General features: G+C 58.8%; 19 protein-coding genes. 17 read left to right on the forward strand and 2 right to left on the reverse strand.

Annotation, left to right across the window (positions count from 1 at the left end; translation table 11 throughout):
* Positions 1-24 precede the first annotated feature (24 nt).
* The 11 genes from DHN60_RS15695 (at position 25) to arsJ (ending at position 12134) form a co-directional block, all read left to right on the forward strand.
* Positions 25-1020 (forward strand): carbohydrate ABC transporter permease, encoded by a 996-nt coding sequence (locus tag DHN60_RS15695; protein WP_108838272.1) that lies wholly within the window; start codon positions 25-27, stop codon positions 1018-1020.
* The gene (locus DHN60_RS15700) at positions 1020-1868 is read left to right on the forward strand and encodes a carbohydrate ABC transporter permease (RefSeq protein ID WP_108838273.1); all 849 of its coding nucleotides are present in this window, start codon (positions 1020-1022) and stop codon (positions 1866-1868) included. Before DHN60_RS15695 ends, DHN60_RS15700 begins: the two co-directional genes overlap by 1 nt.
* Positions 1865-3949: an alpha-galactosidase gene (locus tag DHN60_RS15705; RefSeq protein WP_108838274.1), complete on the forward strand. Its 2085-nt coding sequence runs from the start codon at positions 1865-1867 to the stop codon at positions 3947-3949. The genes DHN60_RS15700 and DHN60_RS15705 overlap by 4 nt, the downstream gene beginning before the upstream one ends.
* A gap of 25 nt (positions 3950-3974) precedes the next feature.
* Positions 3975-4745 carry an SDR family NAD(P)-dependent oxidoreductase gene (locus DHN60_RS15710; RefSeq protein ID WP_108838275.1) on the forward strand — a complete coding sequence of 257 codons (771 nt, stop codon included), beginning with the start codon at positions 3975-3977 and terminating at the stop codon, positions 4743-4745.
* Positions 4745-5629: a 2-dehydro-3-deoxygalactonokinase gene (locus tag DHN60_RS15715; RefSeq protein WP_108838276.1), complete on the forward strand. Its 885-nt coding sequence runs from the start codon at positions 4745-4747 to the stop codon at positions 5627-5629. Before DHN60_RS15710 ends, DHN60_RS15715 begins: the two co-directional genes overlap by 1 nt.
* Complete coding sequence (locus tag DHN60_RS15720; protein ID WP_108838277.1) at positions 5626-6228, forward strand: 2-dehydro-3-deoxy-6-phosphogalactonate aldolase; 603 nt, start codon at positions 5626-5628, stop codon at positions 6226-6228. The genes DHN60_RS15715 and DHN60_RS15720 overlap by 4 nt, the downstream gene beginning before the upstream one ends.
* Complete coding sequence (locus tag DHN60_RS15725) at positions 6228-7061, forward strand: SMP-30/gluconolactonase/LRE family protein (RefSeq protein WP_108838278.1); 834 nt, start codon at positions 6228-6230, stop codon at positions 7059-7061. Before DHN60_RS15720 ends, DHN60_RS15725 begins: the two co-directional genes overlap by 1 nt.
* On the forward strand, positions 7058-8989 hold the full coding sequence (locus DHN60_RS15730; RefSeq protein WP_108838279.1) for a beta-galactosidase: 1932 nt from the start codon (positions 7058-7060) through the stop codon (positions 8987-8989). The genes DHN60_RS15725 and DHN60_RS15730 overlap by 4 nt, the downstream gene beginning before the upstream one ends.
* Positions 8990-9052: 63 nt before the next feature.
* On the forward strand, positions 9053-9883 hold the full coding sequence (locus DHN60_RS15735; RefSeq protein ID WP_234423662.1) for an ArsR family transcriptional regulator: 831 nt from the start codon (positions 9053-9055) through the stop codon (positions 9881-9883).
* Positions 9880-10872 (forward strand): ArsJ-associated glyceraldehyde-3-phosphate dehydrogenase, encoded by a 993-nt coding sequence (locus tag DHN60_RS15740; RefSeq protein ID WP_108838280.1) that lies wholly within the window; start codon positions 9880-9882, stop codon positions 10870-10872. Before DHN60_RS15735 ends, DHN60_RS15740 begins: the two co-directional genes overlap by 4 nt.
* Entirely contained in the window at positions 10869-12134 is a 1266-nt protein-coding gene (gene arsJ / locus DHN60_RS15745; RefSeq protein WP_108838281.1) for an organoarsenical effux MFS transporter ArsJ, read from the forward strand. Before DHN60_RS15740 ends, arsJ begins: the two co-directional genes overlap by 4 nt.
* On the opposite strand, the gene DHN60_RS15750 is transcribed toward arsJ, so the two are convergent.
* Complete coding sequence (locus DHN60_RS15750) at positions 12100-12849, reverse strand: hydroxypyruvate isomerase family protein (protein ID WP_108838282.1); 750 nt, start codon at positions 12847-12849, stop codon at positions 12100-12102. The genes arsJ and DHN60_RS15750 overlap by 35 nt on opposite strands.
* Entirely contained in the window at positions 12846-13751 is a 906-nt protein-coding gene (gene ltnD, locus DHN60_RS15755; protein ID WP_108838328.1) for an L-threonate dehydrogenase, read from the reverse strand. The genes DHN60_RS15750 and ltnD overlap by 4 nt, the downstream gene beginning before the upstream one ends.
* 162 nt (positions 13752-13913) lie before the next feature.
* Between ltnD and DHN60_RS15760 the strand changes: the two genes are divergently transcribed.
* The 6 genes from DHN60_RS15760 (at position 13914) to DHN60_RS22330 (ending at position 19162) form a co-directional block, all read left to right on the forward strand.
* Positions 13914-14873 carry a formylglycine-generating enzyme family protein gene (locus DHN60_RS15760; RefSeq protein WP_108838329.1) on the forward strand — a complete coding sequence of 320 codons (960 nt, stop codon included), beginning with the start codon at positions 13914-13916 and terminating at the stop codon, positions 14871-14873.
* A gap of 142 nt (positions 14874-15015) precedes the next feature.
* A complete protein-coding gene (locus DHN60_RS15765; RefSeq protein WP_108838283.1) occupies positions 15016-15702 on the forward strand; it encodes a D-lyxose/D-mannose family sugar isomerase in 687 nt (228 codons plus the stop codon).
* A 432-nt stretch (positions 15703-16134) separates the two neighbouring features.
* Entirely contained in the window at positions 16135-17001 is an 867-nt protein-coding gene (locus DHN60_RS15770) for a hypothetical protein (RefSeq protein ID WP_108838284.1), read from the forward strand.
* A 139-nt stretch (positions 17002-17140) separates the two neighbouring features.
* The gene (locus tag DHN60_RS15775) at positions 17141-17392 is read left to right on the forward strand and encodes a helix-turn-helix transcriptional regulator (protein WP_108838285.1); all 252 of its coding nucleotides are present in this window, start codon (positions 17141-17143) and stop codon (positions 17390-17392) included.
* A gap of 1 nt (position 17393) precedes the next feature.
* Positions 17394-18695 carry a type II toxin-antitoxin system HipA family toxin gene (locus DHN60_RS15780; RefSeq protein ID WP_108838286.1) on the forward strand — a complete coding sequence of 434 codons (1302 nt, stop codon included), beginning with the start codon at positions 17394-17396 and terminating at the stop codon, positions 18693-18695.
* A gap of 269 nt (positions 18696-18964) precedes the next feature.
* On the forward strand, positions 18965-19162 hold the full coding sequence (locus DHN60_RS22330; protein ID WP_159089237.1) for a hypothetical protein: 198 nt from the start codon (positions 18965-18967) through the stop codon (positions 19160-19162).
* The last annotated feature ends 75 nt before the right edge of the window (positions 19163-19237 follow it).

Here is a 19237-nt window from a genome sequence, read left to right on the forward strand (position 1 = left end):
CCGATACCACAGCAGGAGTCCGTCATGACCCACGCCGTTGCCCCCAATTCCTCTGTGCCAGATCGGCCAAGTTGGCTGAAGCGCAACAAGCTGGCGGTGGCCCCGTGGATATTCTTGATCCCGGCGCTGATCTTTTTCGCCATTTACGTGGTGATCCCGATTTTCCAAAGCCTTTGGCTGAGCCTTTATGAGTGGAACGGCCTGTACACAGCGGACGGAGAAAGCACGGCCACGTGGGTTGGTTTCCAAAACTACGCCAAGCTGTGGGACGATCCGAACTTCTGGACCTCGCTGCGCAACAACCTCGCGTGGCTGATCCTTTACATGTTGGCCGTGCCGCTGGGCCTGTTCATTGCGTTGTTCCTGAACCAAACGGTGACGGGCATGCGGTTTTACAAGTCGATGTTCTTCTTTCCCTTCGTGATTTCTCAAGTTGTCGTTGGTCTGATCTTTGGCTGGTTCTACAACCCGGATTTTGGGGTTGTTGGCACAGTTTGGAAGGCGATGTTCTGCGAAGAGACGGTCAACATCCTTGGCAATGCGACTTTCACCTGCGCCCGCCCCGTACCGGATATCCTGTCGAGCCCCGAATGGGCGACCTACGGCATCATTGCCGCGGGTCTGTGGCCCCAGATTGCCTATTGCATGATCCTGTACCTGACAGGCCTCAACAACGTGTCCGCTGATCAGATCGAGGCCGCGCGGCTGGATGGCGCCAAGGGCTGGAAGATGCTGTGGTATGTGGTTGTGCCACAACTGAAACCTGCCACCTTCATCGCCATTGTTGTGACAGTGATTGGGGCGCTGCGATCTTTCGATATGATCGCGATCATGACCCAGGGGGGGCCGTTTGGGTCAACCAACGTGCTGTCGCATTACATGTATGAAGTGGCCATTTCCGAATACGGCGAACGCTATGGCTATGGGTCCTCTGTTGCTACTGTTCTGTTCGGTATCATGTTGATCTTCATCAGCTATTTCCTGTGGCAAATGTACCAAGACGAAAAGGGGTTGCGCTGATGTTTCCGCGTCCGATTGAACAATCCTCAGCCCCAGTCCGCTATGGCTATCAGGCGTTTTTGCCCGTTGCGCTGATCCTTTGGTTGTTGCCGCTTTTGGCCATTTTCCTGACCTCGATCCGGTCGGCCAAAGATATCAACTCGGGCAACGTGTTTGGCTGGCCGTCCGAGTTTGCGTTGATCGACAATTACACGGCAGTCTTTACCCAATCCGCCGCCGCCCAGTACATGTGGAATTCGGTGCTGATCACCGTGCCCACGGTCGCGATCTCGGTCGCTCTGGCCTGCCTTGCTGGCTATGCGCTGGCAATCTACAAATTCCGGGTCGCGCTGCCGCTGTTCTTTTTGTTCGTGGCCGGTAACTTTATCCCGTTTCAGATCCTGATGGTCCCGGTGCGGGATATGTCTGTGCAGACGGGTCTTTATGACACCATCGCGGGTCAGTTCCTGTTCCATGCGGCTTTCCAGACAGGCTTTTGTACGCTGTTTATGCGCAATTTCATCAAGGCGTTGCCCTTTGATTTGGTCGAATCCGCGCGGATCGAGGGCATCGCGGAGTGGAAGATTTTCTGGTATGTGATCCTGCCACTTGTGCGTCCTGCGATTGCGGCGCTGGCGGTGCTGATCTTTACGTTCGTGTGGAACGACTTTTTCTGGGCCAACGTGCTGACCCAAGGCGAGGCGGCCAAGCCGATCACCGCCGGAGTGCGTGCGTTGAACGGGCAATTTGTGAACAACTGGCATCTGGTGTCTGCGGCGTCCCTGTTGGCGGCGATTCCACCGGTTGCGTGCTTCTTCCTGATGCAGAAGCACTTCATTTCAGGCCTGACCATGGGTGCCGTGAAGTGAGCGCATGCTGGCGGCTGGACGATGGGCGCCAGACATTGGTCTTGGGGTCCGATCGTGGCCGGTTGGCAGAGGTCGTCTATTGGGGGCCAAGCCTGCCGGAGAGCGAAGACCTAGCCACCCTCTATGAGGCCTATTCGCTTGATGTGACGGGCGGCATGCTTGACGTGAACCCGGAACTGAGCATCTGCCCCGAGGCGACACGGTCCTTTCCCGGCCAGCCGGGGCTGATCATTCGCAATGGCGACGGCACACCGTTTCTGCCCAAGTTCTGTCTTGAGCGGGCGGATGTGGGCGAGAATGTTCTGATCCTGACCTACATGGATCAGTCCCGTGTGCTGACCTACCGCGCCCGCTTTGCCATTGATCCGGTGACACACATCATTGAGGCGAGTGCCGAGTTGGAAGCCGATCAGCCCATGCATTTGCATTGGTTGGCTGCACCTGTGTTTCCGGCACCACAGCTCAGTGACGAGATGATTGATTTCGCAGGCCGTTGGTGTGGCGAGTTTCAGATGAACCGCACGCCGTGGTCCCCCGGCATTCGCTATCGCGAAAACCGCACTGGGCGCACCGGGCATGAGCACTTTCCGGGGCTGATCGTACCGGTGCGCGGCGCAAGCAATGCGACCGGGCAGGCCTATGCGTTCCATTATGGATGGTCGGGCGGGCACCGAATGGTGGCCGAAGAGCTGCCGGATGGTCGCCGCCAAATCCAATTTGGGCACGCGGCCCGGATGGAAGGGCAGGCACAGACCCGATTTGCCACGGGCAAGCTTTATGCAGTGTTCTCCGACGACGGGCTGAATGGGTGCGCTGTTGCGTTCCAACGCCATTTGCGTGATCGCGTGGTGACGTTCCCAAGGCCGAACACGCCGCGTCCCGTACACTACAATTGCTGGGAGGCCGTCTATTTCAACCACAACCTCAGTGAGTTGAAGGACATCGCGGAGCGCGCTGTGGCGCTGGGGGCGGAACGGTTTGTGCTGGACGATGGCTGGTTTGGCAGTCGCGATGATGACACGCAGGCGCTCAGCGACTGGGAGGTCGACCCGAGGAAGTACCCTGACGGTCTGACTCCCTTGATCGACCATGTGAAATCGCTGGGCATGACCTTCGGCATCTGGTTCGAACCAGAGATGATCAACCCGAATTCCGACATCTTCCGCGCCCATCCCGACTGGGCGCTTGGCGGCGAGGATCAGATCATGGGCCGTCAGCAAATGGCGCTGGATATGGCCCGTCCGGATGTGCAGTCGTTCCTGTTTTCACGCATTAGCGACATCCTGTCCCGCCACGACATTGAATACATCAAATGGGACCACAATCGCGTTCTGCCCATGCCGGATGCTGCGCAAACGCGGGGGTCTTATGCGCTGCTGGACAGATTGCGGCGTGAGTTTCCGCATGTGGAGATTGAAAGCTGCGCCTCGGGTGGGGGCCGGATTGACTTTGGCATCATGGAGCGGACACAGCGCGTTTGGCTGAGCGACAGCAACGACGCCGTGGAGCGATTGCGCATCCAGCACAACGCCTCGATTTTCCTACCGATGGCTGTAACAGGTAGCCATGTAGGACCGCGTATGTGTCACACATCAGGTCGCACGCTGGATATCAGGTTCCGCGCTTGGGTTGCTGCACAGCGCCATATGGGGTTCGAGATGGACCCGCGTGAGTTGACAGACGAAGAGGCGGACGTTCTGCGCGACGTCACCGCGTGGTGGAAGGCCAACCGCGAATGGATGAATGGCGCAGACATTTTGCGATTGGACAGTGCCGACCCGGCCGTGATGGCCGAACAACACCTAGAAGAGGGCGGCGGGCAGTTTGTTGTCTTTGCGGGCAAGGCCGCGACATCTGACCAAATCGCGCCGCGCCCCTTGCGCCTGACGCGCCTGAGCCCTGAGGCTAAGTACCGTGTCGAGTTGATCAATCGTGCCGATGTGGGCCATCTGTCGCGCGGGGCGAATGCGCTGAAAGCGGGCCCCTTTGTGGTGAGCGGCGCCTATTTGATGTACCATGGCCTGACGCTGCCGTGGAGTTTTCCTGAACGAATGTGGGTGATCAAAGGCGATCTGGCCTGAGCCTCGCACAAAAGAGAGTATCGAGATGAAAGAGACAGTCACATTCCACGATCTTGCGGGCGCTTCGGTGTTCATCACCGGGGGCGGGTCCGGCATCGGGGCCTCTTTGACCGAAGGGTTTCTGGAGCAGGGCGCCAAGGTCGCTTTTGTCCAACGTTCGGACGCGACCGCCTTTTGCGACGAGATGGAAGAGAAGTATGGCAACCGCCCATTGTTCATGCCTTGTGACATCACAGATGATGCCGCGTTAAAGGCGTGTATCGCGCAGGCCGCCGCCGCGCACGGAACAGTGACGACGCTGGTGAACAACGCCGCCAACGACAAGCGCCATACGACTGCCGAAGTCGATAGCGATTTCTTTGACTGGATGATTGCGATCAACCTCAAGGCTTACTTCTTTGCCTGTCAGGCGGTTATGCCGGGCATGCAGGCTGCTGGCGGCGGGTCGATCATCAACTTTTCCTCGATCAGTTACATGATGGGGAACGCAGGCTATCCGCTTTATACAGGCGCCAATTCCGCGATCAACGGCATGACCCGCAGCCTCGCGCGCGAGTTTGGCCCAGATAAGATCCGTGTGAACGCGCTGGCCCCGGGGTGGGTGCTGACGCAGAAACAGCTGGATATGTGGGCCACGCCCGAGGGGTTAGAGGCCCATATGGAACGCCAGTGCCTCAAGGAACATCTGGAGCCGCGCGATATTGTTGGGGCGGTTTTGTTCATGGCCTCAGACGCAAGCCGTATGATGACGGGACAGGCGGTTGTGGTTGATGGCGGCGTGGCGGTGACGGGCTGATGAGTGGAGCGTCGTGGATTGCGGTTGATTGGGGCACGTCGCATCTGCGCGCGTGGTTGATGCGCGGGGATGGAACCGTCGTGGAAAGACGGCAGTCAGATGCGGGCATGGGCGCGTTGGACCGGTCGGGTTTCGAACCTGCCTTGCGCGCACTTGTCGGTGACGCGCTGCCGGCGCCGGTTCTTGCCTGTGGCATGGTGGGATCGCGTCAGGGCTGGGCCGAGGCGCCCTATGCGACGGCCCCGTGTTCTCCGCCCGGTGCAGGTGAGGCGGTGCAGGTGCCGGGTGTTGATGTCCGTATTTTGCCGGGTGTGAAACAGACCAAACCGGCAGACGTAATGCGCGGAGAAGAGACGCAGATCGCAGGATATCTGGCGACAAACCCCGGTTTTGACGGAGTTATCTGCCTGCCCGGCACGCACACCAAATGGGTCCATATCAGCGCCGGCGAGATCGTGAGTTTTCGCACAGCGATGACTGGCGAGATGTTTGCGCTGCTCTCTACACAGTCGGTCTTGCGCCACTCGGTGGGCAAGGGGTGGGACGCGGCAAGCTTTGCCTCTGGTGTCAGTCAGGCGTTGTCGCGCCCCGAAGGTTTGGCTGCGTCCCTGTTTTCGCTCAGGGCCGAAGGGCTGTTGGACGGATTGAACCCGGATGCGGCGCGGGCGCGTTTGTCGGGGCTGCTGATCGGTGCGGAACTGGCGGCGATGCGTCCCTATTGGTTGGGCCAGCAAGTGGCATTGATTGGGGCCGAGTCCCTGTCGCGCGCCTATGCTGATGCGCTGGCCATGCAATCGGTGCCGTGTCACAGCGCGGGCGTAGAGGACATGACATTGGCAGGCCTGACCGCCGCCTGGACCCAGATTTATGGAGAGGCCGCATGAGCCGAGAGATTATTGCCATCCTGCGTGGGATCACCCCGGATGAAGCGGGGCCCGTGGCCGATGCGCTGGTCGAGGCTGGGATCACCCGGATCGAAGTGCCGCTGAACTCCCCGCAACCCTTTGACAGCATTTCGAAAATGTTGCTGTCGCATGGCGGCGATGCGATGATCGGGGCGGGCACGGTTCTGGATGTGCGCGATGTCGAAAAGCTCTACAAAATGGGCGCGCATATGGTCGTGTCTCCGGACGCAAATGCCTCGATCATCGTGGCGACGAAACAGGCGGGGATGCTGTCGTTTCCCGGCGTGATGACGCCGACCGAGTGTTTTGCTGCGTTGCAGGCCGGGGCGGACGGATTGAAACTTTTTCCTGCATCACTGTTGGGTGTTGAGGGGCTCAAGGCCATCGGCGCCGTGCTGCCCAAAGGCACCAAGACCTATGCGGTCGGGGGTGTTGGGCCTGCGGATTTTGCCGACTGGTTTGCCGCCGGGATCACCGGGTTTGGCATCGGGTCGGCCCTTTACAAGCCGGGCATGTCGGTGGCGGATGTTGCCGCACGCGCGGCAGATATGGTTGCGGCATACGACGCGAGCGTCTGATGGACGTCTTTGCCACGCACCCGTGCCGTCTGGGCGAAGGCCCGCTTTGGCATCCAACACGCAAAGCGCTGTTCTGGTTCGATATTTTGGACAAAACCCTGCATTGTAAGGGCGCTACCCGCCACAGCTGGTCTTTTGACGAATACGTTTCTGCTGCCGGTTGGGTGGATGATGACACGCTGCTGATCGCCTCTGCCAGCGGGTTGTGGCGGTTTGATATTTCCAGCGGCGCGCGCGAATTGGTTGTGCCTCTTGAGGCAGACGATCCATCGACCCGCTCCAACGATGGCCGTGCAGACCCGCAGGGTGGGTTCTGGATTGGTACGATGGGCATAAAGGCCGAGGCCCATGCGGGCGCGATTTATCGCTATTACCGGGGGGAGCCGCGCAAGTTGTTTGACCGGATCACGATTTCCAATGCGATCTGTTTTGCACCAGATGGCGGCACAGCCTATTTTGCGGATACGTTTTCGCAACGCATTCAAAAGGTTGCGCTGGATACTGACGGCTGGCCAAAGGGAGAGCCTGAGGTGTTTGTTGACTTGCGCGCTGACGGTCTGAATCCGGACGGTGCCGTTGTCGACGCGGACGGCAACCTGTGGAACGCGCAGTGGGGTGCCGGGCGTGTGGCCTGCTACGGCGCTGATGGCGTTTTTAAACGGAGCATCTTGGTGCCCGCGTCGCAAGCCACCTGTCCGGCATTTGGCGGGCCAGAGGGCACAACACTGTTCGTCACCACTGCCGCGAACGGTGTGGACGAGGGGCAGGGCGGCATGACCTTTTCCATTGATGCGGGCGTTATGGGCCAGCAAGAACATCAGGTGATCTTATGAAACGCACGCTTGGCGTTTGTTACTACCCCGAACACTGGCCCGAAGCGCAGTGGGCAGAAGACGCCGCGCGCATGGCCACCCTTGGTCTGACATGGGTGCGCATCGGCGAATTCGCTTGGAAACGGATGGAGCCGGTTGAAGGCGCATATGACTTTGACTGGCTGGACCGCGCAATCGAGACCCTCGGGGCGGCAGGACTGAAGGTTGTACTGGGCACCCCCACCGCGACACCGCCTGCGTGGGTTGCGGCCAAGCATCCGGACATGCTGCCGGTGGATGCGGATGGCCGTGTGCGCGGCTACGGATCGCGCCGCCACTACTGCTTTTCCCACAGCGGGTACTTGGAAGAATGCCGCAGGATCGTCGCGCAACTTGCTGAACGTTATGGAAAAAACCCATATGTTGCCGCATGGCAAACGGACAATGAGTATAGCTGTCATGATACAACGCTTAGCTATTCAGAGTGTGCAAAGCGGGCGTTTCAGGATTGGTTGCGTGTGCAGTTTCCGGGCCCTGCATCTTATCGCGGCAATGACGGTGACATCGACGCACTGAATGCGGCGTGGGGCAATGTATTTTGGTCGATGGACTATGATGATTTTGACCAGATCGGCCTGCCGAACCTGACCGTGACTGAGGTAAATCCAGCCCACGCCCATGCATTTCGTCGTTTTTCTTCGGATCAGGTCGTGGCGTTCAACCGCGCGCAGGTGGATATCATCCGCGCTTGTTCGGACGCGCCGATTGCCCATAACTACATGGGCCGGACCACCGATTTTGATCACTTCAAGGTCGGGGCGGATCTCGATATCGCATCCTGGGACAGTTATCCGTTGGGGTTCCTCGAAGATCGGTCTGGCATGTCTGATGCACACAAGCGCGCCTATGCGCGGCAGGGCGATCCGGATTTTCAGGCGTTTCACCACGACCTTTACCGTGCGGTGGGCAAAGATGGCCGTTGGTGGGTGATGGAGCAGCAACCGGGGCCTGTGAACTGGGCCCCCTATAACCCGGCGCCTTTGCCCGGCATGGTGCGCCTGTGGACGTGGGAGGCCTTTGCCCATGGGGCCGAAGCGGTGTGTTATTTCCGCTGGCGGCAGGCGCCCTTTGCGCAAGAGCAGATGCATGCGGGCCTGCTGCGCCCCGATTCAGTTGAGGCTGAAGCCTTTGGCGAGGCCGCGCAGGTGATGGAGGAATTGGCACAATCGCCGGATGTCAGTCCGGCCCAAGCCCCCGTAGCCATCATGTTTGACTACGATGCCGACGCGATGTGGACGGTACAGCCCCACGGGGCGGATCTGAGCTACTTTGGGCTCGTGTTTGACTGGTACCGCGCCTGTCGCAAGTTGGGTCTGTCGGTCGACATCCTGCTGCCGACCACGCGCGACTTTGAAGGCTACGCCCTCGTTCTGGCGCCGGGCATGATGCATATGCCCGACGACCTGAAATCGGCACTCGGCCAAGCAAAGGCAGAGGTGATTTTAGGCCCGCGCAGCGCGGCGCGCGATACGCATTTCTGCATACCGACGCCCTTGCCGCCCGCGTGGCCGGGAAGTGATTTGGCGGTGTCACGTGTCCAGTCGATCCGCCCGGATATGCCCATTGATATCGATGGAGGCGGGCAAGTGATCGGGTACTTCGAGCAGATCACAGGCGGTGGCGAAGTGGTCATTCAAACCGCAGATGGCGCACCTGCGGCGGTGCGATGTGATGCAGGTGTGACCTATGTTGCGGGTTGGGGGGATGATGCGATGCATCAACGTGTAATCCGCGCGACGGCACCCAACCTCGCCGTGCGCGAAATGCCCGACGGGCTGCGGCGGCGCGCGACCGGCTCAGAAATTTTCTGGTTTAACTACTCGACTAAAGATGTTGAAATAGATGGAGAAAACGTTTCCGCCTCTGGGATTTTGCGTCACAATATCTAAACCAATTGTGGGATCGTGCCACCTGTCATATATATTTCATGAAATCATGAAATATAGCCGCCCATGCTGCTTGACCAACTCTCGACCCTTGCCCACGCGCCACGGATGGATGTGTTTCGCCTGTTGATGCGACGTTATCCCGATGCGTTGCCTGCGGGCGAGATTTCAGTCGTCCTTGGGTTCAAAGCATCGACCACCTCTGTCTACCTCGCCGCCCTGTCCGGTGCCGGATTGATCCGACAGGACCGAGCGGGCACATCGCTGCGCTATAGTGTCGATATGCAAGGGGCCCGGACCATGGTTGCTCAGGTGTTCGATGAGTGTTGCAACGGGCGGCCGGATCTGTGCCCGCCCGGTTTGGTGGACCCATTCAAAGAAAGCACGCCCATCTCTGACGCCAAGCAAAACGTTCTGTTCATCTGCACTGGTAACTCTGCCCGTTCGATCTTTGCCGAGGCCATCATGCGCCATGAGGCAGGCGCCCGGTTCAACGTTTGTTCTGCCGGCACAAAACCGCAATCGGAACTCAACCCATTCGCGGTTGAGATGCTGGACCAGAAGGGGCTCGATATCGCCGCTCTGCGCGCCAAGAACATTGCGGAGTTTCAAGGCGAGGACGCACCAGTGATGGATTTCGTGTTCACCGTCTGTGATCAAGCCGCAAACGAGGAATGCCCGGCCTTGCACGGACAGCCCATTTCGGCCCACTGGGGCCTGCCTGACCCGGTGAAGGCCACAGGCACGGACGCAGAAAAGCGCCTTGCCTTCCAACAGACCTTTGGCGCCATGCGTAATCGCATCATCGCCTTCTCGGCCCTGCCACTGGAAACGCTGACCCGCGCCTCCCTCCAACACAAAGTCGACGAGATCGGCCGCAACAAGGAAACCACATGACGACATACGCCCTGAATGGCCTTGGCCGGATCGGAAAACTGGCCTTGCGCCCGCTGCTGGAACGCGGCTGCGACATTGCCTTTGTGAACGACGCGGTGGGTGATCCGGCGATGCATGCGCATTTGCTCGAATTCGATACGGTTCACGGGCGCTGGCCCGCGCAGTTCAGCGCGGACGAGAACAGCATCACAATCGACGGCACCGTGATCCCGGCTCTTGGTGTGCGCTCGATCGAAGAACTGCCACTGGACGGCGTGGATGTGGTCATCGACTGTACGGGCGTGTTCAAGACCGAGGCCAAGCTGGCTCCATATTTTCAAGCAGGTGTCAAAAAGGTCATCGTATCCGCCCCGGTCAAGGATGGTGAGACGGCCAATATCGTCTATGGCGTCAACAATTCGGCCTATACCGGGCAGCCCATTGTGACGGCGGCATCCTGCACAACCAATTGCTTAGCCCCTGTGGTTAAAGTCATTCATGAGGGGTTGGGCATCAAGCATGGGTCGATCACCACGATCCACGATGTGACCAACACGCAGACCATTGTGGACCGACCCGCCAAAGATTGGCGGCGTGCGCGGTCCGCTCTGAATTCGATGATCCCGACGACCACGGGGTCAGCCACGGCCATCACGCTGATCTACCCGGACCTCGTGGGCAAGCTGAACGGGCACGCGGTGCGTGTTCCACTGCTCAATGCCTCGCTCACCGACTGTGTGTTCGAGGTGGAACGGGAGACGACTGTTGAAGAGGTCAATGCGATGTTCGAAGCAGCGGCCAATGGTCCGCTTGCGGGCATTCTGGGCTATGAAACGCGCCCCCTCGTGTCGACAGATTACACAAACGATCCACGCTCCAGCATCGTCGATGCGCCGTCCACCATGGTGGTGAACGGTACGCAGGTGAAGGTCTATGCGTGGTATGACAACGAGTGGGGCTATGCCCATCGCCTCGTCGATGTGGCGCAGATGGTAGGCGCATCTTTGTGACGGATCGTCCAAAGGGCTTTGCTGCCTATATTGCGGTGACGGCCGCCTATTGGGCGTTCATGCTGACGGATGGCGCGCTCAGGATGTTGGTGCTGTTGCACTTCAACAGCCTTGGCTTTTCACCGGTGCAGCTTGCCTATCTCTTTGTACTTTATGAGATCGCGGGTGTGGTGACGAACCTGTCGGCGGGGTGGATCGCCGCGCGCTTTGGGTTGACGTCGACCCTTTATGCAGGGCTGACGTTACAGGTTGTGGCGCTGCTGGCGCTGACGCAGCTGGACCCGGCGTGGTCTGTGGCCGCATCGGTCGTTTTTGTGATGTTGGTGCAGGGGCTTTCTGGTGTGGCCAAGGATCTGGCCAAGATGTCGTCCAAGTCTGCCGTCAAACTGCTGGCCCCTGAAGGGGACGGGTTGTTCCGCTGGGTTGCTCTGCTGACAGGGTCAAAGAATGCGGTGAAAGGGTTTGGCTTTTTGCTTGGGGCAGGGGCGCTGGCGCTTTTTGGCTTTGTTCCTTCTGTTTTGGGCATGGCGGCGGTTTTGGGGGCAATCCTTGTCACTGTGTTGCTGCGGATGCCGCCAGGTCTACCGGGCGGGCGCAAAGATGCGAAATTCAACGAGGTGTTTTCCAGAAACCCGCGCATCAATTGGTTGAGCGCTGCGCGCGTGTTTCTGTTTGGTGCGCGCGATGTGTGGTTTGTCGTAGGTATCCCGATCTACTTTTACGCGGTCCTGAGCGATGGCACCCCTGAGGGTCAGCGCGCTGCATTCTTTCTGATTGGTATCTTCATGGCGATTTGGGTGATCCTCTATGGCGCTGTACAGGCGCGCGCGCCCGCCATCCTGCGCAGCTCGACGCGCAGTGAGGCTGACCTTGCCGCCAGTGCGCGGTTCTGGGTGGGCACGTTGTTCGTGGTCCCTGCCGCATTGGCGCTTGCTGCGTATTTCGCTGGCGGGCCAACGGTTTGGCTGACTGCCTTGGTTGTTGTGGGACTGCTGATCTTTGGGGTTCTCTTTGCCCTCAATTCTTCGCTGCATTCCTATCTGATCCTCGCCTTTACCAGCGCGGAACGGGTGACGATGGATGTCGGGTTTTACTACATGGCGAACGCCGCCGGGCGTTTGATCGGAACGGTGCTATCCGGCCTGACATATCAGTTCGGGGGGCTGCCCCTATGCCTTGGGACGGCGGCGCTGATGATTGCGCTCAGTTGGCTGTCGATTGGGCGGATCAACCGCGAAACTGCGCCAGCCACCCCAGTGTAGCGTCCGTATCGCCGCCCGGTTTGTATTCAGCACCCAACGGGCCAGACCAGTCCGCAAGGGATGCGAAGATATGGGCATAGTTCAATTCACCATGGTCCGGCGCCCCACGGTCAGGGACGGACGCGAACTGAATATGTCCGATGATGTCACGCAAATCGGTGAACCGCGTGGTCACGTCGCCCTCGTTCCGGCCAACGTGATAACAATCAAACATCAGCTTGAGGTTGGTCGCCCCAACTTCGGCGATGATGTCGCGCGCTTGGTCGGTGGTGGACAGGAAATAGCCCGGTGCATCATGGCGGTTGAGCGGTTCGATCAGGATGGTTTTCGGAGTGGACGCACAGGCATAGCGCAGATTTTCGATAAATGTCGCGTGTGCCTCATCGCCTTTACCAAAGCCGCACATGACGTGGATGGCACCAGCACCGACGACATCTGCATAGGCGATGGCTTCGTCAATGGCGGCGCGCGCTTCGCCCTCGCGACCGGGCAGAGCGGCAAGGCCGTTTTCGCCGCCCGCCACGTCCCCACGCCGTGTGTTGAGGCCGAGGATGGGCAGGCCGGTGGCGTCGAGTGCCGCTTTGACGTCCCGCGCCGGCGTCTCATACGGCCAGTGCAACTCGACCGCGTCGAACCCGGCAGCGTGCGCGGCACGAATGGCCTCGGGCAATGGGCGATCCGCCCAGAGAAACCCAAGATTGGCTGAAAACTTCATGTCTCTTCCCCGGGCAATGTCAGTTGGGCGTTCCGGGCATAGACTTTGGCCACTGCCGCGTCATCTTCGCCGCCCAATCCCATCCCGGCGGCGGCTACGAATTGCTGTAGCGCAGCGGCTGTGATCGGAGCCGAGAAACTGGCCGATTTTGCGATATCCAGAACAATCCCAAGGTCTTTGGGCCAGATGTTCACGGATGAATGCGGAGTATAGTCACCTGCCACGATGTGGGGGGCGCGATTTTCCAGCATCCAGCTGGACCCGGCACATTTGCTGATCACTTCGACGAATTGAGCGGGGTCGACGCCTTGTGTCATGCCAAAGGTCAACGCCTCGGCCATGGTTGCGATATGGACGCCCGCGAGCAGTTGGTTCACGGCCTTCATCGCTGATCCGGGGCCTGCGTGATCGCCAAGCTCAAACACGGTCGTGGCCGTGGCCTTGAGCACGTGGTCGGCTGCGGCGAAGGCTTCGGGCGTGCCAGAGGCCATCACCGACAGCGCGCCTTCCGCCGCTTTGATCGAACCGCCCGAGATGGGTGCGTCAAGATAGTGGACGCCGACCTCGCCGCAACGGGCCTCCATCTGGCGCGCAAACTCTGGCGGAACAGTGGCGCAGGCCATCACAACCGACCCCGCGCGCATATGCGGTACAACGCCGTCTGCGCCAAACAGCACGTTTTCTGTTTGTGCGGCATTCAGAACGACCACAATTACAGCATCCAATGTGCCCGCCACGTCTCTAAGCGCCCCGGGCGTGCCGCCTTCGGTAACGAAGCGCGCGGCTTGATCCGGGTTGATGTCATAGCCAAAGGTCATGTGCCCGGCCGCCAGACAGGATTGCGCAATCCCGTATCCCATGGAGCCGAGCCCGATTACTGCTGTACGATGGGGTGTGGTCATGGGGCGCATCCTTTTTTGATTTGTGCGCAGTCTTCGACAAACAAAAAGCAAAGCGCAAGGGGCGGGGTGCATGGCCGCGTTTGTATCAACGCCTCTTGCAATCAGGGATATGCGCAGGCCACCATGCCGCCCGAAGGCAAGGCAGAGCGAAGCGTATTTGAAATGACCCGGCACAACGCACCATCTGCAAAAGCAAAGGGCTGTTGCTTGCCCGCGCGGGCGTCGGGTGATGGCGTCGACATACCTGCGGCACCGATGATTGCGACGAATGCGCTGGCCACCCCCGAAACAGCGGATATTCCCGGTGGCATTGCCCTTGTGGGTACGAACGCACCACACTTGCCTGCAGATGGCGAGGGGCCGTTGCAGCGCAAAAAGGTCAAGCCGTTCAGGATGGATGTCACAACCGTTACCAATGCCCGCTTTGCCGCGTTTGTTGAGGCAACGGGGTATAAGACCGAGGCTGAACGGATCGGCGATTCATTCGTGTTTATCAACTTCCTCCCCGATGACGCACCGCCCAGCCAAGCGGTGGCCGAAGTGCCATGGTGGCGCGTGATCAAAGGTGCCTATTGGCGGTGCCCAAATGGCCCGGGATCAGAGGCGGCCTGCGATCCCGACCATCCCGTTGTCCACATCACTTGGAATGACGCCAAGGCCTTTGCCGCATGGGCGGGCGGGCGGCTGCCGACGGAAGTCGAATGGGAGCACGCTGCACGTGGTGGACTGGGTGATGTGCCCTATCCATGGGGGGAAGGCGATCCGGACGATGTCGCACATTTCCCCTGCAACATCTGGCAGGGGCAGTTTCCGCACAGCGATCTGGGCCTTGATGGACATGTGGGCACGGCCCCCGCACGCTCTTTTTCGCCCAATGGCTATGGGCTTTACAACATGGTCGGGAACGTCTGGGAATGGACGTCGCTGCCCTTCAAGGTAAAGTCACTGAAGCGGTCAGTGCAGGCCGTGCACGCGGGCAAATCTGGTTACAAGTTAAGCAAGGGGGGGTCGTTCTTGTGCCACGCATCCTATTGTTATCGCTACAGGATCGCGGCGCGGAGCGGAACGTCCGCAGACAGCTCGACGTCGCACCACGGGTTTCGGCTGGTGTATCCGGTTTGAAAGCAAGCGGCGCTGCCTGCGATCAAAATCCGTCAGCGCGCGCCCTTCCGGTGATCCCATCAAAAGGAACTTTCCGCTGCTGGACTTTTCATGCTGACCTCAGCAATGGTGATCAAAATCTCGCAACTTCAGGATTGAGTACATGAAAAGATCACGGATCAACGACCTGCTGGACGAAGGCGAAGACATGATCCGGTCGTTCGGCTTTGTGCTGCCGCCCTTTGCCAATTGGACGCCGGACGCCTTTGTCGCGAAAAAGGATGACGCGGCGCATGTCATTTCGTCGCGCTGTGGCTGGGACGTGACCGATTATGGGGCAGGGCGCTATGACGAGATGGGCTTGTTCCTGTTCACATTGCGCAACGGCCGTCTGGCGGATCTGCAAAGAGGCGGGGGCATGTGTTATGCCGAAAAGCTGCTGATCTCGAAACAGGATCAGCTGAGCCCGATGCATACGCATGTGATCAAGGCCGAAGATATCATCAATCGCGGTGGAGCGACGTTGATCATCGAGCTGTTTGGCTCTGACGATGCGGGCAATTTCGCCGAAAATCGCGGCGGCACCGTGTGGTGCGATGGTATCCGCAAGGAGTATGGTCCGGGCGAAAAACTCCCGCTGGCGCCGGGAGAAAGTATCACGCTGATGCCCGGAGATTGGCATGCGTTCTGGGGGGAAGGCGGGGACGTCCTGATCGGCGAAGTCTCGACGGTGAATGATGACGAGACGGACAACATTTTCCGTCAGCCTATCGGCCGTTTTTCGAACATCGAAGAAGACACTGACCCCAATCGTTTGTTGGTCAGTGACTACGATAATTGGCTGAGTTAGAAGTACCAGGAAGTATCTGTCGATCAATGATCCCGGGTCGCAAGACCTGTGTCAGAAAAAAGAAAGACATACCTCCATGCCCGACAGTAGTGGAGTTTTGTTCCACGGCGAGGGTTGGACTGCTTAATCGCACATTGGAGGCGGGTACCGGAATCGAACCGGTGTACACGGATTTGCAATCCAGAAGGAGAGACTGCAAAAACAACGGCTTAGGGGTGCAAAACACCCCCTGACAAAAAGTGAACAAAAAGCGAAAGTTTCAAAGCCAATTTCGCCGGTTCAGAACGGTAAAGGCCCCGTCACAGCGGCAACTGTGAACCGGGGCCAAATAGAAAAAGCCTGTCAGCTTTCACCGAACATTAGCATGGGCCAGTGTCTCTTCGCAAACGCTCAGTCGGCTTTTTCGTGGCCTCTGACTGGCGAGGTGGTCCAATGAGCTGGCGCATCGCAAATGAATGCGCCGAGCGCCGCTTTGGCAGCGCCGCGCGCAAGCAGATCATCATGTTCCTGGCCGACAAGGCGAGCGATGATGGCTCGGGCATCTGGTGTTCCAAGGGGACGATCCAGCGCCACACAGAGCTCAGCGAGAGCACGGTGAAGCGCACCATCATCGACTTTCTGCGCGAAGGCATCCTGATCGAGACAGGGCGGCGGCACTGCAAGAACGGCTACACCGTCATTTACCGCATTGTTCTGGAGCGCGTGGCCGCGCTCGAACCCACGGCCGAGCCCGATATTGAGACGGGGGTCACTGTGAACCCCGTCCAGCATGAACCCGGTACGGGGTCCACGGTGAACGGGGTACGGGGTTCACGGTGGACCCCAAACCATCCTAAAACCATCCATAAACCACCTACGCGCAGGCGCGAGGCGGCGGAGGAGGAGTTTGAAGATCTTGAATCTGAGAAGATCTTGGCGGCCTATCCTGAGGGCAGGATTCGAGACCGGCGAACCAGTCTGCGCCTGATCGCTGCGGCTGTGAAAGCAGGTGTGAAGCCCGATGACCTGCTGCAGGCGGTCAAAGCCTATGCGAAAGAAAGCGAGGGCTATACGCGCAGCAAGGTCTGTTTTTCGGACAATTGGTTCAAGATGCGCCGGTGGGAGAAGGGGCTCGCCCAGATACAGGCCGACCGCGAGAAGGCGCGAGAGGCCGAAGCCAAAGGTCGTGCCAGCCTTGCCGAGTGGATTCATGAGCGCCATCCCCTCTGCCGCCACATCACTAACCGGCAGATCGAGGATTTGATCGCGTCAAAACTGGTGACGCCCGAACAGGTCCGCGCTGCGGGGCTGCAGGTGTGAGAGCATTGGCGAAGTCTGGGATACAGCTAACAATGCTGCCGATCTTTATGGTGTTTAGGTCATATTGCGCGATTATGATTTGAGGGTCATATTGACAATTTATGATCCAGGGGTCATATGCGGTGACAGGAGAACCGCCATGAAGCACCTCGTTCGTACATCAAAAAACTTGGGCCACGCAATTCGCCAGGCTCGGAAGGCAAAGAACCTTACCCAGAAGGAACTCGCCTCGATGAGCGGTGTTTGGCAAGAGACAATTTCCAAGATCGAGAACGGCAGCGGCGGAACCAAGCTGGAAACAGTATTCGATTTGATCGCGGCCTTGGAGCTCGAAATTACGGTGACCGAGCGCAGCAAAGGCACACCAGACGGGCTAGAGGACATCTTCTGACATGGGCCGCAAGCGCAGCTACACACCGCTGAACGTTTTCCTGAACTCGCGGCTCGTGGGTCAATTGGTGCGTGAGCCGTCGGGCGGCGTCAGTTTTGCCTATGCACGTGACTGGCTCGAATGGGAGCACCGGATGCCGGTGTCGCTATCGTTGCCATTGCAGGAGAACCGCTACAGCGGCGCACCTGTGATGGCCGTCTTTGACAACCTGTTGCCCGACAGTGACCTCATTCGCCGGAGGGTCGCAGAACGCGTCGGGGCCGAGGGCGTCGATGCCTTTAGCTTGCTGTCCCAAATTGGGCGGGACTGCATTGGTGCGCTGCAGTTTCTGCCCGACGGGCAAGAGCCTCAGCCAATGTCCGAGTTGACTGGAGAACTTGTCGACGAGGCGCAGATCGGGGCCATTTTGAGCGACCTCGATTTAGCACCACTGGGTATCCGCCGCGAGAATGACTTCCGAATTTCTGTCGCTGGAGCGCAGGAAAAAACGGCTCTGCTTCGTAAAGACGGCCAGTGGATTGAGCCAACCGGCACGACGCCAACCACGCACATCATCAAGCCGCAAATCGGCAGGCTGCCCAACGGTATGGACCTGTCCGACAGCGTTGAAAACGAATACCTGTGCCTCAAGCTGATGGAAGCGTTTGGGCTTCGGGCTGCGAATGTCGAAATGGCGCAGTTTGGCGAAAAGAAAGCCTTGGTCGTTGAGCGTTTTGATCGGCGCTGGACGTCTGATGGGCGCTTGATCCGTCTGCCGCAGGAGGACTGCTGTCAAGCACTATCCATTGTGCCCACACAAAAGTATCAGAATGAGGGCGGCCCAGGAATCTCAGATATCATGGATCTATTATTGGGAAGTGATGACCCCAACAAAGACCGGTACGATTTTTTCAAAGCGAATGTCCTGTTCTGGTTGTTGGGCGCGACAGACGGACATGGTAAGAACTTCAGCGTCAGCCTCTTACCCGGCGGTCGCTTTCGCATGACACCGCTATACGACGTTTTGACGGTGCAGCCGACTGTCGATGCGCGACAGATCGAGCGAAAGTACTTCAAACTGGCCATGAATTTAGGCAACTCAAACCACTACAAGGTTTCGAATATCGTTGGTCGGCACATCGTGGAGACCGGAGTTCAATCCGGCTTATCCCGCGCAGTCGTGCAGGGCCTGTTTGAAGAGCTGCAGGAGACCTCGCACGCGATCGTTGAGGCCACGTTCAACCAGCTTCCAGAAGGTTTCCCAGAGCCGTTGCTTGCTTCAATCGACGGCGCGCTGAAGGCTAGGTTGCACCTGTTGAACTGAAACTGGTCGCGCTTGGCTGGTGCGAAGACGCGTCTTTTCCGGTCAAACGAAACCAGGTCAGGTCGCCGTAGCCATAAGCAGATCCTCACCGCCGGGTTTCTAATTGCTGAACATAAGCGGGCAGCCGTGTCAGACGCGGTGCAAGCCCCGCTTCAACAAGAAAATTCCCCTGCGCCAGCGCATTCCTCGCGAAGCAAGTTTCTCGCTGACAGCCCTTTGGTGCCAGCTTTGGTCATGTTCATCGAAACACTCAAAGTGAGGATCAAAAAATGGCTACTCAAACTCTGAAACTGAACGTCAAATCCGGTGAAAAAGACGGCAAGAACTTCTGGGACCGCTGTGGCGTGCTCTTCGTCAACACCGACGACCTCGGCAACATCACGTCGATCAACGTCAAACACAGCATGTTCCCCGACGTCGAAATGGTCGCCTTCCCACGCCGCGATGACGATCCGGTTGCCGAGTGACCGGTGCGCCGGGGCGGGTTTCCCGCCCTGGAAAAACCGAAGCTGAGTGTGAATCGCTGCCAATTGGACTTCAAC

This window comes from Tateyamaria sp. Alg231-49 (assembly GCF_900143535.1).
Lineage (GTDB): Bacteria > Pseudomonadota > Alphaproteobacteria > Rhodobacterales > Rhodobacteraceae > Tateyamaria.

Bases quoted from the DNA above. Each gene is read 5' to 3' on its own strand.
- DHN60_RS15725 (WP_108838278.1), top strand. From the start codon at position 6,228: ATGGACGTCTTTGCCACGCACCCGTGCCGTCTGGGCGAAGGCCCGCTT.
- DHN60_RS15780 (WP_108838286.1), top strand. From the start codon at position 17,394: ATGGGCCGCAAGCGCAGCTACACACCGCTGAACGTTTTCCTGAACTCG.
- DHN60_RS15775 (WP_108838285.1), top strand. From the start codon at position 17,141: ATGAAGCACCTCGTTCGTACATCAAAAAACTTGGGCCACGCAATTCGC.
- DHN60_RS15750 (WP_108838282.1), bottom strand. From the start codon at position 12,849: ATGAAGTTTTCAGCCAATCTTGGGTTTCTCTGGGCGGATCGCCCATTG.
- ltnD (WP_108838328.1), bottom strand. From the start codon at position 13,751: ATGACCACACCCCATCGTACAGCAGTAATCGGGCTCGGCTCCATGGGA.
- DHN60_RS15770 (WP_108838284.1), top strand. From the start codon at position 16,135: ATGAGCTGGCGCATCGCAAATGAATGCGCCGAGCGCCGCTTTGGCAGC.
- DHN60_RS15760 (WP_108838329.1), top strand. From the start codon at position 13,914: ATGACCCGGCACAACGCACCATCTGCAAAAGCAAAGGGCTGTTGCTTG.
- DHN60_RS22330 (WP_159089237.1), top strand. From the start codon at position 18,965: ATGGCTACTCAAACTCTGAAACTGAACGTCAAATCCGGTGAAAAAGAC.
- DHN60_RS15700 (WP_108838273.1), top strand. From the start codon at position 1,020: ATGTTTCCGCGTCCGATTGAACAATCCTCAGCCCCAGTCCGCTATGGC.
- DHN60_RS15695 (WP_108838272.1), top strand. From the start codon at position 25: ATGACCCACGCCGTTGCCCCCAATTCCTCTGTGCCAGATCGGCCAAGT.
- DHN60_RS15720 (WP_108838277.1), top strand. From the start codon at position 5,626: ATGAGCCGAGAGATTATTGCCATCCTGCGTGGGATCACCCCGGATGAA.
- DHN60_RS15765 (WP_108838283.1), top strand. From the start codon at position 15,016: ATGAAAAGATCACGGATCAACGACCTGCTGGACGAAGGCGAAGACATG.
- DHN60_RS15710 (WP_108838275.1), top strand. From the start codon at position 3,975: ATGAAAGAGACAGTCACATTCCACGATCTTGCGGGCGCTTCGGTGTTC.
- DHN60_RS15715 (WP_108838276.1), top strand. From the start codon at position 4,745: ATGAGTGGAGCGTCGTGGATTGCGGTTGATTGGGGCACGTCGCATCTG.
- DHN60_RS15730 (WP_108838279.1), top strand. From the start codon at position 7,058: ATGAAACGCACGCTTGGCGTTTGTTACTACCCCGAACACTGGCCCGAA.
- DHN60_RS15735 (WP_234423662.1), top strand. From the start codon at position 9,053: ATGCTGCTTGACCAACTCTCGACCCTTGCCCACGCGCCACGGATGGAT.
- DHN60_RS15740 (WP_108838280.1), top strand. From the start codon at position 9,880: ATGACGACATACGCCCTGAATGGCCTTGGCCGGATCGGAAAACTGGCC.